The organism is Paenibacillus profundus (genome assembly GCF_021369635.1).
GTDB classification, from domain to species: domain Bacteria; phylum Bacillota; class Bacilli; order Paenibacillales; family Paenibacillaceae; genus Paenibacillus_B; species Paenibacillus_B profundus.
The window spans coordinates 1-17,285 of sequence record NZ_JAJNBZ010000019.1; the positions used below are offsets into that span (position 1 = coordinate 1).

The following is a 17,285-nucleotide window of genomic DNA, read 5'->3' on the forward strand; positions in this document are numbered from 1 at the left end:
TACGGTGGTGTGAGAGGTCGGCTACTCAGTTAATGGGTAGCCTCCTACTCGATTTTATGCTGGAATTAATCAACAGGTTTCGACGTAGATCATAGCAGGTTAACTTTTTCATAACCCTTTATGTTTCATGGTAAGTTAACATGAAAAACACTAAGAGCCAGAACAAACGCAGCTATAAGCTGCAAGCTCTCTCTTTATAGGGAGGGCTCTTTGTGTTTACATTCATTGCTCAGTCGGAGGTTTCCATGAAAAAACATTTGAAAATCAGTTTAGCGGTTTTGTTGTCATTTGTCATTATTGCAATAGGCTATACGATTTATATTTATCGTGCTATGGAAAAGACGGCGGAAGAAATGCAGATCACGTTCGAGGAGACGGAAAAGAAAGAGACGGCCGAAACCGGAGAGATCGAACGATCGCTTACCTTTTTATTGCTTGGTATTGGCGATCGGCCGAAAATCGGCGATCCGGGGAGGGCGGACAGCATTATCGTTGTGTCTTTGAATCCTGCTGTTAAAAATGCATTGATGTTTAATATTCCACGTGATTCGCGAGTAGAAATCGTCGGGAAAGATAAAATGGATAAAATCAATCATGCTTATGCATATGGTGGAACTGAAATGATGAAAAAAACGGTCGAACGCTTTTTGAACCATTCGATCGATTACGTCGTTCAGACAAACATGGAGGGGTTAACTCAGCTTGTTGATGTTTTCGGAGGAATTGAAGTAGTTAACGACTTTGCCTTTAATCAAATGGATCAATATGGAAGAAAGAAACATCATTATGACAAAGGGCAGATTCAATTGGACGGGGAGAGAGCGCTGCATTATACCAGAATGAGGAAATCCGATCCTAAAGGAGATTTGGGGCGAAATGAACGCCAGCGGCAGGTTTTAACCATTTTACTGCAAAAAACGGCATCGTTATCTTCTGTATTTAAGATCGAAGAAATATTGAACATCATGGGTAAAAATATTAAAACAAATATCTCTTTTGAAGAAATGAAATCCTTTTTCCTGCAGTTCAAAAAAGACTGGAACGACTATCAAATTGAATCGCTTGAGATAACAGGCTCCAACCAAATGATTCAGGGCATTTATTATTATCACGTATCTGAGGAAGAGCGTGATCTTGTCTCCGCCCAATTGAAGGAACACGCAGCTGCAGAATGAAGAGAAGGTTTTTAGGAAATAGGTACGAAGCGGATTATTGAGCGAACTCATGAAGGCCCGTAATTACTTCTAGAGGCGGATGATGAACGCCAGCGTATAGGTTAAGATGATGAGCAAACGGCAGGTTGTGAAGAAAAAGGAGGGTCCATTATGAAGGGATATATTCATCTTCCAAATCAGAAGAAGGTCTATTAAGAGGGAAGCGTGTTTGCATCGTTGATTGATGATTTGACACATATAATGTGTCCCGCTCTTCTACTGCAAGGAAGGTACGATCTTGTCACGAGCCCGGAGCAAGCTGAGGCGTTTAGTAAAGGTGCATGCAGACGAACGGAATTATTTCATAATAGCGGTCATTTTCCAAGATTTGAAGAGCCTGAGCGGTATGTTGAAGTAATCCGCGATTTTGTAAGCGGCTAAGGTAGGCATTAATTATGGACGATAATGAAGACTCCATCATAGAAATGGCAATACCGCTAAATCGCACCCATTATTTTGAGCTCGCGATTCCGATAGATTTGAATAAAGATTGTTGTAACTAATAACATAGCCGGGGCCATCTGAAGCTGTTCTCATATAATATTGAAACCTATCTTATTTCTGCATCCTTTTGCTAGAATGATAGGTTTTAATAAAGCATTTTGAAAAGGAGGACAAGCCGATGAACACATTACCCAACAATTATGTCATCGCCATTGAACGCGCGATAAGAAGAGTCAGCTTTGTCGACACGGATACGCTAACAGTAGCCCAGCAAATCAGTATCGATGGCGACATTATGGATGTAGCTATTACAAGCGATTTTAATAAAGCGGTTATAAGCGCCTTTTTAACTCAGCAGTTGTTTAAAATCGATTTGCGCACGGAACCTCCATCCGTTGTCAATACTTTCCACTCACCCACCGCGCTGGAAGACGTGGCTCTCAGTGCCGATAACCGCTTTGCCGTAAGCGTGGACGGAACTTCTGTTGGGCAGCTGAATATGGTGTCATATAGTCTTGAGCACGGAGACGGCAGCTGGATCCCTGCGGATGCGCAAGCGGTGGCGGTCTCCCCCGACTTGAGCGGTCGCATTTTGACTGCCCGCTTCGACCAAGGCAGGGTGCGGCTCTATTTGATTGACAATGCGGGCATGCTCACGGACACCGGGAGCGAAGTGATGGCGGGCGACACGCCATTCAACCTTTCCTACACGCCCGACGGCCGATTTTGTTTTGTAGCCAACTTTTTCGCTAATGAAATCGTGGTTCTGTATACCGGAAACCCGAATTATTTCGGAGAAACGAGCCGAACGCCTGTCATTGGGAACCCGCAGACGATCGTCGTATCCAAAAACGGACAGCGAGTATACGTTCTGACTACGCAGGAGGTCGCCAGCTTCGAGTTCGATCCGGTGGCCCAAAGATTGAGCCTGACAGGACGATTCAATCATAACTTGAATATTGTCAATTATTTCGGCGTAGAACGAATGACGCTGGATGCCACGGAGACGAAGTTAATCATCTCTGGTCAAAACCAGCTTGCTGCCTTCGACCTCAATGGTACTCTCCTGGGGATCGTGCCGGGCGTGCAGTCCGACGGAGGGGTGGCTGCCGGACAAGCAAGTCACCGTCTGCCTACCGACACCTTATTGGTGACTTCCCTCGATGGTAAGCTTCAATTTTTTGACGAAACACTTTCACCTGTTATCGGTGAGGTTAATTTGGATGTGCAAGGAATAGATACTAATAATGTTGTCATATCAAGAGATTGCAGCAGAGCGCTCGTCGCATCCTCCTCCGGCGGCTTTAAACTGTTGGATATCGACCTCACGACTAACCCGCCTTCGCTGAAGCATACGGTCTTTACTCCGGTGCCCGTGTTCAGTCTCGACATTACGCCGGATAGCCGATATGCGGTCGGTGCGTTCAGTCAATTGATCTCCTATTCGTTTTCCGATCAAACCGTCAAATCCATTCCGGCAGACGCGCAAGCCGTGGTCGTATCGCCGAACGGTAACGGCCTCATTCTGGCCGCTAGTTATTCTACAGGCCGAATAAGACGTTATCATATCGATGCCGAAGGCAACCTGACGGATACCGGGAGCGAAGTGGAGGTAGGTGATTCTCCAGCGAACCTCGCCTATTCACCCGACGGCAATTATGCCTTTGTCGCCAACTGGGGGGCACAGGAAGTAGTCGTGTTGGATACGAGCAGCCCGGATTATTTCGGTGAAACGAGCAGGGTTGGCTTGAGCGGCAACCCGGACACGATACTGGTGTCCCGTGACGGGAGCAAAGTGTACGTGCTGAATTCACTGGAGGTACAAATCTTCAATTTTGACCCAGTTGCCGAAAGATTGACGCTATCGAGCAGCTTCAATCACAACCTGAGACCAGTACCCATAGTTGGTGTCACTATGATGGCGTTGAACTCGGACGAGTCCCTGCTGTATATTTTGACTTTTGTGCCCCGGTACTCGAGGAGACTGGTGGCCTTTACCACAACCGGAGAACAACTGTATGGTCCAACCGGAGACTTTGCCCCGGGAGTCGCCATCTGTAAACCCGTGTAACGGTTTGATCCCGATTGAGTTGAGATATATACAAAGCCCTTAATGCTTCCCACCGGAAGGTTAAGGGCTTTGTCCGATCGTTTAATAACATAAGGTTAAATAAACAGGTCTCTTATTGTATGATAGTAAAAACCCTCAAATAATTGAGGGCAGCGGCAACTTAAAAGATCCGTCGCCGTCTCCGCGGCGTCTCCAACAAGACGATGGCCAAAAGATCGAAGAGCACCAGAGGCAATATAAATGGAACAAATGAAGTATGGACCTTTTTGGCGTGTTTCACTGAATTGACTTTTAAATATACTTTTTTGTCATCCACTTTGACAATTGTGCCCGTATATACATTTCCATTCTTGGCAGTAACTCGAACGAATTTGTTCAAGTACTTCACGCTTTTTTTGTAGTGGGATACGGAAGGCATAGAACTACCACCTTTACGCTTTTATTGATTAAGTTATGTGTGTCGTGACTTAAGGGTGTGGGCTGTCAAACATATGAGTGATTGAGGAGAAATGAAAATGGACATGAACATTCGCTATACAGAAGAGGTGCCAAGTCCTGACCAAATTTACTGTCTATACGATTGCTTCGGGTGGAACGAATTTCTGAAATTGTCCAAGGTGCAGCTGTATGCACAGAGAAGTTAACCAATTATTATGAAAAGCTCGGGTTTGATGTATTTGCTGCAGGCATGAAGGACAAACGGCGGGACGTTTAAGCAAATGCCAGGCGGCCGGAGAGAGCCTGAGGAAGAGATTCTCCATACGGCAAGCAGGGAACTGTATGAGGAGACGGGAGCAGTTCAATTTGATCTGACACCCTATGGAGTGTACTCCATTGATCGAAGTGTAGGTTTGGTCTGTTTTGCTGAGGTCCACGACATGGATACTTTGCCCCAGTACGAGCTCGAGGAGATACGGCTGGTTGATTCGTTGCCTGACAATATGAACTACGGAGGGTTGTATACCAGGTTGGATACACCATCCATTATAACCAAGAAGGGGGACAAGCCAGTGAATGATGCAGAACTGCTCAAGACGTTTTTTCTTTCGCAAGCAGACTTGCTGAAGGAATTGAAGCTAGTGGAAAGCTTGAACTTGCCTGAATGCTACATTGCGGCAGGATATGTTCGCAACCGGATTTGGGATATGCTGCACGGATACGAGATGTCCGATCTGAATGACATCGATGTCGTCTATTACAATGTGGAGGATATTACAGAAGCAACGGACATCCTCATTGAGAACCGATTGATCGAAGTGACGGGAAATGAAAAATGGTCAGTTAAAAATCAGGCACGGATGCATCTGAGAAATAATAACGCGCCTTATCAGTCTACAAGTCATGCTTTAAGCTACTGGACCGAGACCGCGACGGCTGTAGGAGTGAGATGGCGTAATAATGAGATAGAGATTTGCAGTCCGTATGGCTTGGATGATTTATTTCAGATGCATGTCAGAAGGTGTCCGTTATTTGAAGACGTACATTTTTTTAGAGAACGTGTTCATGCAAAGAAATGGCTGGAAAGGTGGCCGTTATTGAAAATGATTGAAACCTAAAATTATAGGCTCAGCTTCAGACACTACGAAATAAGTGACAAAGCATGGAATCGCATTGGAGCATAACGATTGGAATGACTTTAGAGCCAATGTCACTTGGTTCATTCAGGCCAAAGATACGGTAGAAATTGAAGATATACAGGAAGAAGGGATGGAACTTACCGCACCATTCCAGGAAGTCTTTCCTCAGCTGTCCACATTGCTTGCGAAGGCAAGAGTAACGAATGTTACACGACCATGGATTTGATCATGTGGTGCCCGCAGATGGGTATCCTGAGTACACCTTATATCGCATTATGGAGTGTCCGGATGTAACAGCCTGGATTGAAACGGTTGCCGCACAACATATAGCGAGATGTCATTCATAAGCGAAGAAGTTGTTCAACGACGATTGAACGGCTTCTTTTTTTCATATAAAATAATACAATGATAATCATTATCAGTAAAGTGGAGGGATATATGACATCCCAAGCGCCATGAGCGACGGAACGGAGTGAGATTTATTGAACACAACAGACTTTCATTATAACTTCAATACCTTTTTCGATGAACTGGCATTGCAGCGGCAGCATGCGGGACGCACCGAGCATCTGCCATTCCATTCACGCATCGGCGAAGGGATGATCCGCCGCTTTGTGCCTCGCTTCGATATGGAAGTGGTCATATCCGATTATCGGCTGCATCGGGACCGCGCAATCAGCCTTCCTTCCGGGACGGCCATGGTGGAATTGAGCTATTGCTTGCAAGGCACGAGACGGACCCATCTGGCAGGAACTTGGCACGAAACCGCCTCTGACAGCTGCACGCTGCAATTCGTGAATGATGTGGATGCGCGCTTCGAAATGAACGGAGACGAAGACTATGTCATGCTCGGCATCGGCATCCCCGTGCCGACCTTTCACCACTTCATGGAGGAAGGGAACGGCAGGCGCTCGATCAGCTTTGAGCAGATTCTCGGCGGGGGGGCTTTCCGCATGTTCCAGGAGACGATCGAGCCGTCCGCCTCGGTTATCGTCAAGCAAATCATTCAATCCGCCAATACGGCGAATACCCGGAATCTGGAGCTGGAGTGCAAGGTGCTGGAACTATTGTCTTTGGCGTTTCGCTCATTCCTGTTCGAAGGAAGGGTAGAGTCGTCGAAGCTGTCGCGAACCGATGTGGAGAGAATTAAGCAAGCGCGAGATATTATGCTGGAGAATATGTCGGAGCCGCCCTCTCTCATCGAGCTGTCCCGGATGATCGGCATGAACGACTATAAATTGAAGGTCGGCTTCAAAGAAATGTACGGAACGACCGTATTCGCTTATTTGCGCGGCAAACGGTTGGAGAAGGCCTGCCTCTTGCTGCAGCAAGGGGATGTCAATGTGAACGAAGCCAGCTGTGCTGTCGGATATTCGAATCCGAGCTACTTCGCCGAAGCATTCCGAGAGAAGTATGGCATCAATCCTGGCGAGCTCGCTCGGCGTTATTGAGCAGCGGGATTCGCCGCCTTAATGACAAAGCGAACACGCCCCGTTGGAAAATATACATTGAAACGAACGCATTCGGCGGTTATCCGGCACGTGGACTGTAATATGTACAGTGGATTCGCTATTTTTTCAGCGATTGTGCTGAATGAGTGTCAAAGCACTGCATAAAATCCAATGAAGCCTACGCGAAAGGAAGTATGCGTGCTGTTCTATTGTACAAAATCCAATATATTGTGCATGACGAAAGCAGAGCTTCGGCAGACCAAGCATATTCTGGATGCTGGTATATCCGCGATTGTGGTGGTGAATTCCATCAAGCGTTGAGAACTTGCGCATGCTGGAGTGATCATGGTCCAATATGGCGCCACTTATGAACATGCAGCTTGGATCTGCCGCGGCAAGCGCATATTTATTAGAAGGCAGCGGCGATCCTGTCACTGTCGGGACGGTCGGCGCGAAGCTGAGTTATTTCCGCGCGCGCCGGTAGGCTGCCTTACATGTCCGGATGCAGACTGAACCGGGAGAGCATGTGCCAGGTAAGCTCTCTGCGGCTGGTAACGCCCGTTTTGGCAAATATCGATTTTAAATGGTCCTGCACTGTATAGGTAGAAATATGAAGCGTCTTGGCAAGCTCGGCGGTGGAACAGCCTCTTACTACCAGCATGAGAATGTCTTTTTCGCGTACCGTCAATTCATACGCTTCCGCGATGAGCGGCAGGATATCGGACGCTGTGGCGGGTTCGAACCAGACGGCCAGTTGGATGGAAGCGTCCGATCCCTTAAGCTTGCTGGCGCGAATCGTGACAAATGGGCCGTCAGGCATCCGAATGCAGACCTTCGCCAAGGAAGTTCGCTCGGGGGGGACGGCGGCTGTCTCTGATAGCGCACGGGAACAGACTGCACGCACCGGGCGCGGCAGGGTCTGCTGGTCGATTCGTTCCCAGTCTTGCAGCAGGGAGAGGCAATGATCGGCCGTTGCATTGGAAGAGATAGGGCGCAGCTGCTCGGAGAGGAGCAATATCCCCGGTTCCGAACCCTTCCATTTTTCATCCTCAGCCGGTACCGTCAAGCTTGCCTTACGCATAAAGTGGGCCATGGACGGAACGAGGGAAGAGATGAAGGCACGCTCAGTCTCTTCGAATAAAGGATGCTCATGACGGCGGTATAACGTTAAATAACCCCAGCAAGCCCCTTCGCACACCAAGGCAGCCCGCATTTCATCCTTGAAGCCGGCGGGGAGCAAAATATTCCGGTACCGTGCGCTTTGTTCCAAGCGGCCTTCCGTCGCTTCGCTCAATGTAGCGACGGGATCGGATGCTCTCGCCAATGTATGATAAGAGTTGAAATCCTCGACCTCGCGCATGTATTCATGTTCGAACAGACTATGATGAATCGCTTCTACCCCTTCTTCAGTAATGGCCCCTGTAGACAGCAATGTCTGCGGGTCCACAGCGGTGCAGCATGCGCCCGCGAAGGGCACCGCCTCGCGCAAATACTGCAACATCGTCATCCTGTATTGTTGTGAAGAAGCAGAGCTCTCCGCCAGAGTCAACAGCTTCTGTGTGACTGAATCCATCTTCGCGTCCATGTCGTATCTCCTCTGTTGCGTTCTCTCGATCATCGCTTAACAATCCCAGAATAGTGGGATGGTGCTTCTGCTCTGCATCGGTATAATTGAGAATAATTCTTATTGTAAGTGTACAGGAAGCGCAAGTAGTTGGAAAGCTGAAATGACAGGAGCGATGATGATGAATCACTCACAATCTCCGATGAGCTGGGATGATCCGGACGTACATCGGTATGTGGAGACCATTTCTATAAAAATACCAGGCTATCACTTGCTGTACGACATGACCGACCGTCTTATGACCGCGCAGCTGCAGAGCGGCAACGATCCGGCCGAAGTTCTGATTGTCGGCGCAGGCGGGGGGCAGGAGATTATCACCTTCGGCAGCAGACATGAGAGCTGGCTGTTTACAGGCCTCGATCCGTCTGCGCGCATGCTCGATGTGGCGCAGCTTCGTGTCGATCGGGCCACGCTTGGACATCGAGTGTCGTTCATCGAGGGCACAATTGCTCGGCTCGCACAGGCTCAACGATACGATGCGGCCACCTGCATGCTTGTGCTTCATTTCGTCCAAGGCTTGTTGCAGAAGCGGGAGCTGCTGTGCCGTATAGCCGAACATCTGAAGCCGGGAGCACCGTTGTTCTTGGCCTCGTTGAACGGAAATCCGAATTCAGAGGCATTTGCTGTACAGATGCTGGCATGGAAAAGCCACATGCTTGAGCATGGCATCCCCCTTCAGGAATGGGAGCAATTCGCAGACTCTATCGGCCATGGCAGCGATCCGGTGCCTGCATCGATGGTTGCGGAGCTGCTGGAGGAAGCAGGCTTCACACAGGTCACGCGCTATTTTGGCTCTTATTTGATCGATGGATGGTTTGCCGTAAAAGCAGAATAAAGGATGGAGACAACGATGAAGGACAACATTGTAGTAGTTGGCGGGTACGGTCATGTGGGGAAAATGATTTGCAAGGAATTGGGCGACTTATATCCTGGCAAGGTGTATGCGGCGGGCCGCAATGTTGAACGTGCAGAGCAGTTCTGCCGGTCAACCTCCGGCAAAGTGAAGCCCTTAAAGCTAAACGTCCAAGAGGCAGCCGATCCCAACATGCTGGCTCGCGCCAAGCTCGTTATTATGTGCCTGGATCAGTCGGATACCGCTTTCGTCCGGTCCTGCTTCAACAGCGGCACGCATTATGTAGATGTATCAGCGAACCGCGCCTTTCTTGCACAGGTGGAGCAAAGGCAGGAAGAAGCTGCGGCGAATGGCGCTACGGCTATCCTGAGTGTTGGTCTTGCGCCAGGCTTGACGAATTTGATGGCTCTGCAAGCTCAACAGCTGATGGATGAGACGAAGTCGATCGATATATCCATTATGCTCGGGATGGGAGACCAGCACGGTCAAGCCGCTATCGAGTGGACGGTGAATAACCTGAACACGAGCTTCGAAGTCATACAAGATGGACGACCGATTACAGTCGCTAGCTTCACGGACGGGAAGCATATAGATTTCGGAGCCGATTGGGGGCGCAGAGCCGCTTACCGGTTTAATTTTTCGGATCAACAGACGCTTCCCCGCACGCTCGGCGTGCCGACCGTATCCACGCGGCTCTGCTTCGACTCGGCTGCGGTGACGGCATTGATCGCCGAAGCAAGGGCAGCGAAAATGTTCAGCTTATTGAAAGTAGAATGGATTCGCCGCGCGGTCGTTCGCAGCTTCGGTATGATGCGCATCGGGGAAGAGACGTTTGCCGTCAAAATCGATGCCCGGGGCTGCAAGGCAGGGGAGGATGCATGGGTCGAGTGCTTCTTGCACGGAAAAAATGAAGCCGAAATTACAGCCAGAGTCGCAGTATTTGCAGCTAATGCCGTATATGGCTCCTCCTTCCCGCACGGCGTATATCATATGGAACAGCTATTCGGACCGGAGAGTCTTCAGGCCGTGACGCGAGGAATAGCTGATCTCGAAATCCGCATCGACCGCAGGAAACAATGAACCGAGCTATCCCTCAAGTGATTTATCTGCTTTTGGGACAGCTCTCTTTTTTTTTATCATCTTGCAAGCCCTCTCAATTGCCCATACAATCAATTATGAGAATGATTATCAATTGATAACTGAATGGCTAGTGATAATGGGAGGATGCTATGGAACGGCCCGATACAATGCCCAATGTGTTTGACATCATCAATGTACAGTTGTTTACTGCTTCTTCCGCAATGAAATCGATTGAAGCTGTCACTGAACATCAGCACCGCATCATTCTGATGACGGAAGGAAAAGCAATCATTCATGACGCGCATTCGAGCGACATGCTGGACAAGGGGGAGCTTATCGCGCTTGCCCCCGGAACAGGCAGCATTTCATTTGAGCTGCTTACCGAATCTGCTGCGGTGTATTGTATTGAATTTGCCGCAGCAAGAGGATTCAGAGACGGGGATAATTGGCGAATCACAGACACCACCCTGCCGCTGCAGGGTAGAATGCAAGTTCATCCGCTCTCGATTGCACATCACCGGATGGATGAGTTGTTCCGCTGCTGGCACAATGAACCGTCTGATTCTATTTTGCTGCAAATTCGGTTTCAAGAGCTCTGGCAGTTGATCTTGTCCGGGGTGTCGCGAACGGAGAACCAACCGAATACGAAGGCGGTGCTGCGAAATATTCGGGAGCATATGGATAAGCATTTTATCGAACAATTTCAGGTAGAAGAGATAGCGAGATTTTCCGGAATGACATCCAGCGCCTTTTATGAACAATTCAAAGAATATACTTCTCTCAGTCCGCTGCAATATATTACCCATAAGAGAGTGGAGCAAGCGCGCCGTCTGCTGTTGTCAGAAAAAATGAAAATTCAGGATGTGGCGCAAATGGTTGGCTATAACGACGTCTGTTATTTTAGCCGCGCATTCAAAAAAACGACAGGACTCTCTCCATCCCACTACGTGAAATCGCTGAGCAAGAAAATAGCCGTGATCCATCCTGCTTTATTCGGGAATCTCCTTGCATTGGGCGTACCGGCGGAGAAGCTTGTGCCGCTGTGGAATGATTGCGATCACAAGTCTCCCTATCGGCGCAATACGGCAGGGGAGTTCAATCTCGACAAATTGCGCAGGGAAGAACCCGACTTCATCATCGGAACCGATCATGCGGCGGAATGGCATGACGAATTGGCTGCTATCGCGCCAACTCACTTCATTACGTTTAAGCCATTCACTTGGCGCGAGCATTTCACCCAACTTGCAGCGATCATCGGAGTAGAGGAAGTGGCGGAGCAATGGTTGTTTTATTATGATTTGAAAACGGCAGCGGCACAGCGGCGCATCCGCAAAAAAATGCGCAATGAAACGGTGCTCGCCGCACGGATATCGAATCAGGGCGTCCGAGTGTTTGGCGCGAATCGACGGAAAATCGGAAAGTTTCTGTACGGTGAGCTGCAATTGAACGCGCCTGAAAGCACGTACGGCTTTACGTTCACCGATCTATGCAAGCTGGAACAATTGAATGAATTCCGTGCGGATCATATTTTACTGTTTCGCGATCAGGGGCAGGCTTGGCGCGGTGAAATTCCGTTGCAGGGAAATATCCATCTTACCGGCATATATCCGTGGTTCCATTATTCGGCGCTCGGTCATGTACAGGCGCTGGATGAAGCGCTTATCCATTTTGCGGATGCAACAAGTGGAGGATTGTACAACAAAAAAAGCAGGTTTGGCTATGTCAATTTCTAGTGATTTCTGCAAAAATAATATTGATAATGAATATCAATTTCAACTCAGATTCATTGATTGACCATGATGGAGGATTGGAATTCCGATGACCCTATTGAAGACGCTGCCTCATCACACACCCCTTCGAACCCGTCCGTGGGCAGCGACCGTTATTATTTGTGCCGGCCTGTTCCTTATCGTGATTGGTATCGGTGCCTCCATTGTAACGGGGGTCGCCAACATTACATTCGGCACGGTCTGGAATTCGATCGTCGCTTACGATGCACAGAACGACCACCATGTCATTATACGGGAGCTGCGTATGCCGCGCGCGCTGGCCGGCGCATTGGTAGGTGCGGCATTTGCCGTTGCAGGCGCGATAATGCAGGGGATGACCCGTAATCCGATTGCCGATACCGGCTTGCTTGGCATCAACGCCGGAGCTGGCTTTGTTCTCGTGCTGGTGTTCGCGTTCGTGCCATGGCTGCCTTTCAAGTATATCATTCTGTTCTCGTTCATCGGGGCGGGGCTAGGTGCATTACTCGTATACGGCATTGCCTTCATGTCCCGCGGCGGGCTATCTCCACTGAAGCTGGTATTGGCCGGAGCGGTCGTTGGCTCGCTCATTACGGGGCTCAGTCAGGCATTGACATTGCTTTTTCAAATCAATTATGACTTGGCCTTTTGGACGGCGGGCGGCATTTCAACTGCTGAATGGTTTCAAGTTTCCGTCATGCTGCCGTGGATTGTTGGCGGACTGCTTGTGGCCATGCTCATTTCCCGTTCCATTACGATACTGAGCTTGGGGGAAGATGTGGCAGCGGGACTTGGCCAGCGGACGGGGTTGATTAAAGGCATTGGCACTTTCGTCGTCATGATATTGGCAGGCGCTTCGGTCTCTACGGTTGGAGGTGTTGGCTTTATTGGCCTTATTATTCCGCACTTGGCCCGGTTCTTGGTCGGAGTCGATTACCGCTGGATTATTCCTTGCTCCGCCATATTGGGGGGAGCGCTGGTCGTCTACGCCGATATGGGAGCAAAATTGATCGCTCTTCCCTATGAGACACCGCTCGGGTCCATTATTGCGGTCATAGGTGTTCCTTTCTTTCTTTATCTGGCCCGTAAGGAACGGAGGGAACTGTCATGAATCCACATCTGTTCGCCCAAGCACGAAGAAAGCGGAGTATCAGGCTCATCATGTTGTTCGCACTGCTGCTGATGATTGGTTTTATCATCAGCCTGAACACAGGACGGTATAGCATTGCACCGTATGAAATATGGCAGACGTTGATTGGCGAAGGTTCGAAAAAACAAAATATCGTGTTATTTGACCTGCGACTGCCTCGAATGATCATCGCTGTGTTGATGGGGGCGGGGTTGGCGGTGTCGGGTGCTGTTCTGCAGGGGATTTCGCGCAATGGCTTGTCCGACCCAGGGATTCTCGGAATTAACTCCGGTGCCGGACTAGCCGTCCTGTTGTTTGTATCGTTCTACCCGACTGCGCAAGTTGCCCCTCCATTCTTCATGCCCTTCTTAGCCCTGATTGGGGCAGGGGTGACAGCAGCCATCATCTATATGCTGTCTTATAAAAAAGGGCACGGCATTTCACCTACTCGTCTGCTGTTGACCGGCATTGCGGTAGGCGCCGGCTTCAGCTCCGCCAGTATTATTTTGACGCTGCAGTTGAACCCGCGCAATCTCGAATTTGTCGTGACCTGGCAAATGGGATCGCTATGGGGTTCGAACTGGGAGTTTGTCCTGGCTCTTCTGCCTTGGATCGTTATTTTGCTGCCGATCGTGTACTGGAAAGCGCGAGTGTTGAACATGCTTAGCTTGAACGAACAGCTTGCCAGCAGCCTTGGAGTATCGATTAACAAGGAGCGGCTTATACTGATCACCGCAGCGGTCGGCTTGGCCGCCTCCTCTGTAGCTATCGGCGGAGGCATCGGGTTCGTCGGGCTGCTTGGGCCCCATATCGCCAGACGATTGGTCGGTCCGCAGCATCAATACATGCTGCCCATTACGGCGGGAGTCGGCGCCTTGCTCGTGTTGGCCGGAGACACAATCGGCCGCAGTCTGATGGAACATACGGAAGTTCCCGCGGGCGTGGTCATCTCGTTATTGGGCGGTCCTTACTTTATTTACTTGCTGATGCGCTCAGGTAGATAGGGAAGCTGGAACGGTCATTTTTTACACAGATATATTCGTAAAGGGGTTCGAAAAACATGAAAAAATCGAAATGGATAGCAAGTATACTATCGGTTCTGCTCGCCTCGTCTGTATTAACAGCTTGTGGTGGGGGGACGCAACAAGGTGCTGCTGGTGAGACACCGGCGAACACGGTTCAGCAGTCTGATGAACCAGCACAGCCAGAGCAATCGGCTTTCCCGCGTATGATCCAACATGTGAAAGGCGAGCTCGTTCTGAAGAAGAGGCCGGATAGAATCGCCAGCGTCGACATTATGGCGACAGACTATTTGCTTGTGCTGGACGAATCCCCGATCGTGTCAGAAGGCTTCGGAACGAAAGATAAATCGCCGATATTTGCGAAATATGCAGCAGGAAAAAAGGTAACCGATCTGGGCGGCAAAACGAATCTGGAGACGCTGCTGGAGATGGAGCCTGATCTCATTGTCATCAGCAGTACAGGCAAGGCCGACCGATTTGAAGAATTCAACAAGATGGCTGATACCGTCGTGATCGATTACTCGCTCGACGCACCGTCCCGTCTAATGAAATTTGCGGAGCTCGTAGGCAAAGAAGAAAAGGCGAAGGAAGTGATCGCCGAATTCAACAAGCTGAAGCAGGACGCAACGGCTGCAGCCGCCAAGCATCAAGGGGAAACGGCGCTATTTTTAGTATCTAACGGGAAAGATTTTACCGTCATCCATCCGAAAAACTTCCCGATATTTTATGAGGACATCGGCTTGACGCCAGTGAAGGGATTGCCGGAAGACGGGAAAATCGGCGGGCGGATCGGCATCGAGGCGTTGAGTGAATTTGGCGCCGACCATATATTCATCGCGGAGAACCGCAGACAGATGAATCCGGATGATCCGCAAGGAATGATCAACATCTGGACGGATAATCCGGTATGGAAGAACCTTAAAGCGGTGAAAAACAATCAAGTCTATTCGGTTGATACACTCGTCGGCGATACGTTTTTTCTTGGGCAGATCGCTGGCCTCGAGGCAATCAAGGAGCATCTCGGCAAGTAAAATGAATGGTATTGTTGAGCATTCCCAAAACTCAAATATGATTGTTTGCGGAAAAAACAGAGCTCCTTCGTAAATGGAATACGAAGGAGCTCTTGCTATTGTCTACAGCCTTATTCGTGAGCGTTCAATTCTTTCTTGAGCTGGCTGATCCGGCTTGCGCTGACTCCCAACATTAGGGCCAGGTCTTTCTGGTTGGCATTAGGATACTGCTGCATCGCTTGCTGCAGCCGTTGCTTCATTTCCGACGCTTTTGTGTTCTTGCGTGTTGATTGCGGCAATTCTGGAAGTGGTGTAGCGATGTCCTCATGCGGATGGAAAGACGGCTTCAAATCTGTGATACAGGACTGGCAGACGAACTGTTCTTTATAGTAAATCACGTTGTCGAGCCCGCGGCAGAAGGTGCATTCCGTGGACTTGTATTTTCGTATTACAATTACGTTGTCCTCACTGATGAAAAACTCTACAGGGTCGCCAATTTCAATGTTGCGTGTCATCCGGATTTCGGCCGGAATGACAATCCTACCAAGCATATCTAACGATCGAATCATGCCAGTATTTTTCATTTTCATTTCCCCACATTCACCATAGATTTATCCTTATTATACCAATAATGCCACGAGAAGTGAAACTATGAAAATAGATTCTCCCGTTAACCAGCAACGGACTCCGTCAACAGGTAGATGCGCGATCATATGAATAGTAAGATATGTTCCTAAGAACGTAAGTCGTTATCTGTTGAGAAAGGGAGAATGGAATTGAAATACAAGTTTGCAATTATGTTTCTTATCGTCTTATGCGGAATGATCTCGATTGCGACATTTAATCCCATCATAGGCCCACTATCCCGTACGTTGGGGCTAAGCGAGATTCAATCGGGAATATTAGTGTCGGTATCGGGCATTTGTTGGCTCTTCGGAGGGTTTTTTTGGGAGAAAAAGACATTCATGAGCCGCAAAAAAATGCTCGTATCGATTATGCTCGTCTATGTGGTTACGCTGGCGGGCTTTGGTCTGCTCGCCGATTATGCCACTCGGCTCGTGACCAATCCGTCGACCCTGTTTTGGATTTTCTTCTGCTTGCGCGCCATAGCAGGCTTCTTCTTCGGCGGAATTCCCGCCAAGGCGCAGGCGTATGTCATGGGGTGGACGACGCAGCAGACCCGCACCCAGGGCATGGCACTGTTCGGCGCAGCGAACGGACTTGGATTCGTATTGGGTCCGGCGCTTGGGGGACTGCTTGCGGTAGTAAGCCTGACCGCTCCGATGTATGCGGCGGCGGCGCTTCTACTCGCAGTGGCCATCCTGCTGCTGTTGTTCATTCCCGACGAGCCGGAGGGAGAGGTGCGACGTCACTCAGCCGCGCTTTCACCCAATGACGCGCGGATTCGCCTCTATGTGTGGATTGGCTTGGCGCTATCCGCCGCGCTGAACATCGTTCAGGTGACGATCGGCTTCTATGTGCAGGATCGGCTGGACTATAATCCACAGCGTGCGACGCAGCTTATCGGAGCAGGGCTGGCCATTTCTGGGGTGATGGTGGTTGCATCGCAAATCCTGATTAGCAAATACTTGAAATGGCAGCCGAAACGCTTGCTGACTGTCGGATTATCGTGCGTTGGCTTAGGGCTGATCGGTTTGTTGACGCTCATCCATCATTCGTTCGTAGGGTTTACGGTATTAGGAATCGGGATCGGCTTTACGATGCTCGGCTATAGTGCAGGGGCTTCGTTGGCGGTGCTCGATCATGAGCAGCGAAGCGTCGCTTCTTACATCGCTTCGGTTCAAGGGGGCGGGGCATTCCTCGGACCGCTTGCCGGAACCATGTTATACACAGCACATGTGACGTATCCGTACGTGTTCTGCGTGCTTCTGTTGAGCCTATTAATCGTATGGGTGCTCAGAACAAGCAACAAACAGCAAGCGCAAGAATCAATGTGAGTTTCTTGCGCTTTCAACCTCAAAAGAGTCTCTCAGTATCTTGAAGCTGTTCAATAATGATTGAACGGCTTCTTTTTTTAATATAGAATGTAATAGTGATAATC

17 protein-coding genes are annotated in these 17,285 nt (G+C 49.5%); 14 read left to right on the forward strand and 3 right to left on the reverse strand.

Annotation, left to right across the window (positions count from 1 at the left end; translation table 11 throughout):
* The first annotated feature begins 212 nt into the window (after positions 1–212).
* Both LQV63_RS19870 and LQV63_RS19875 read left to right on the forward strand, forming a co-directional pair.
* Positions 213–1,175: an LCP family glycopolymer transferase gene (locus LQV63_RS19870; protein WP_233698016.1), complete on the forward strand. Its 963-nt coding sequence runs from the start codon at positions 213–215 to the stop codon at positions 1,173–1,175.
* 661 nt (positions 1,176–1,836) lie between these two features.
* Positions 1,837–3,729: a beta-propeller fold lactonase family protein gene (locus LQV63_RS19875; RefSeq protein WP_233698017.1), complete on the forward strand. Its 1,893-nt coding sequence runs from the start codon at positions 1,837–1,839 to the stop codon at positions 3,727–3,729.
* Positions 3,730–3,889: 160 nt separating this feature from the next.
* On the opposite strand, the gene LQV63_RS19880 is transcribed toward LQV63_RS19875, so the two are convergent.
* The gene (locus LQV63_RS19880) at positions 3,890–4,147 is read right to left on the reverse strand and encodes a hypothetical protein (protein ID WP_019419464.1); all 258 of its coding nucleotides are present in this window, start codon (positions 4,145–4,147) and stop codon (positions 3,890–3,892) included.
* A gap of 97 nt (positions 4,148–4,244) precedes the next feature.
* Here LQV63_RS19880 and LQV63_RS31515 point away from each other — a divergent pair, with 97 nt between their 5' ends.
* From LQV63_RS31515 to LQV63_RS31520, 5 genes are all read left to right on the forward strand, one after another.
* Positions 4,245–4,373 (forward strand): hypothetical protein, encoded by a 129-nt coding sequence (locus LQV63_RS31515; RefSeq protein WP_267934119.1) that lies wholly within the window; start codon positions 4,245–4,247, stop codon positions 4,371–4,373.
* 75 nt (positions 4,374–4,448) lie between these two features.
* A complete protein-coding gene (locus LQV63_RS19890) occupies positions 4,449–5,285 on the forward strand; it encodes a nucleotidyltransferase family protein (protein ID WP_267934120.1) in 837 nt (278 codons plus the stop codon).
* Between the two features lie 55 nt (positions 5,286–5,340).
* The gene (locus tag LQV63_RS19895) at positions 5,341–5,532 is read left to right on the forward strand and encodes a hypothetical protein (RefSeq protein WP_233698018.1); all 192 of its coding nucleotides are present in this window, start codon (positions 5,341–5,343) and stop codon (positions 5,530–5,532) included.
* Positions 5,533–5,788: 256 nt separating this feature from the next.
* Complete coding sequence (locus LQV63_RS19900; protein ID WP_233698019.1) at positions 5,789–6,757, forward strand: helix-turn-helix transcriptional regulator; 969 nt, start codon at positions 5,789–5,791, stop codon at positions 6,755–6,757.
* Between the two features lie 355 nt (positions 6,758–7,112).
* Positions 7,113–7,241: a hypothetical protein gene (locus tag LQV63_RS31520; protein WP_267934121.1), complete on the forward strand. Its 129-nt coding sequence runs from the start codon at positions 7,113–7,115 to the stop codon at positions 7,239–7,241.
* A gap of 6 nt (positions 7,242–7,247) precedes the next feature.
* On the opposite strand, the gene LQV63_RS19905 is transcribed toward LQV63_RS31520, so the two are convergent.
* On the reverse strand, positions 7,248–8,342 hold the full coding sequence (locus LQV63_RS19905; RefSeq protein WP_233698020.1) for a helix-turn-helix transcriptional regulator: 1,095 nt from the start codon (positions 8,340–8,342) through the stop codon (positions 7,248–7,250).
* 160 nt (positions 8,343–8,502) lie between these two features.
* Here LQV63_RS19905 and LQV63_RS19910 point away from each other — a divergent pair, with 160 nt between their 5' ends.
* The 6 genes from LQV63_RS19910 (at position 8,503) to LQV63_RS19935 (ending at position 15,244) form a co-directional block, all read left to right on the forward strand.
* Positions 8,503–9,216, forward strand: coding sequence for a class I SAM-dependent methyltransferase (locus LQV63_RS19910; protein WP_233698021.1), 714 nt, complete (start codon positions 8,503–8,505; stop codon positions 9,214–9,216).
* Between the two features lie 15 nt (positions 9,217–9,231).
* Complete coding sequence (locus tag LQV63_RS19915; protein ID WP_233698022.1) at positions 9,232–10,314, forward strand: saccharopine dehydrogenase family protein; 1,083 nt, start codon at positions 9,232–9,234, stop codon at positions 10,312–10,314.
* 149 nt (positions 10,315–10,463) lie between these two features.
* Positions 10,464–12,047 carry an AraC family transcriptional regulator gene (locus LQV63_RS19920; RefSeq protein WP_019419454.1) on the forward strand — a complete coding sequence of 528 codons (1,584 nt, stop codon included), beginning with the start codon at positions 10,464–10,466 and terminating at the stop codon, positions 12,045–12,047.
* Between the two features lie 85 nt (positions 12,048–12,132).
* Positions 12,133–13,173 (forward strand): FecCD family ABC transporter permease, encoded by a 1,041-nt coding sequence (locus tag LQV63_RS19925; RefSeq protein WP_233698023.1) that lies wholly within the window; start codon positions 12,133–12,135, stop codon positions 13,171–13,173.
* A complete protein-coding gene (locus LQV63_RS19930; protein ID WP_233698024.1) occupies positions 13,170–14,195 on the forward strand; it encodes a FecCD family ABC transporter permease in 1,026 nt (341 codons plus the stop codon). Before LQV63_RS19925 ends, LQV63_RS19930 begins: the two co-directional genes overlap by 4 nt.
* Positions 14,196–14,251: 56 nt before the next feature.
* Entirely contained in the window at positions 14,252–15,244 is a 993-nt protein-coding gene (locus tag LQV63_RS19935; protein ID WP_233698025.1) for an ABC transporter substrate-binding protein, read from the forward strand.
* 110 nt (positions 15,245–15,354) lie between these two features.
* Here the strand turns inward: LQV63_RS19935 and LQV63_RS19940 are convergent, their stop codons facing one another.
* Positions 15,355–15,807 (reverse strand): AbrB/MazE/SpoVT family DNA-binding domain-containing protein, encoded by a 453-nt coding sequence (locus LQV63_RS19940; RefSeq protein ID WP_233698026.1) that lies wholly within the window; start codon positions 15,805–15,807, stop codon positions 15,355–15,357.
* Between the two features lie 213 nt (positions 15,808–16,020).
* Between LQV63_RS19940 and LQV63_RS19945 the strand changes: the two genes are divergently transcribed.
* Positions 16,021–17,181, forward strand: a complete 1,161-nt coding sequence (locus LQV63_RS19945) for an MFS transporter (protein ID WP_267934126.1) — start codon at positions 16,021–16,023, stop codon at positions 17,179–17,181.
* The last annotated feature ends 104 nt before the right edge of the window (positions 17,182–17,285 follow it).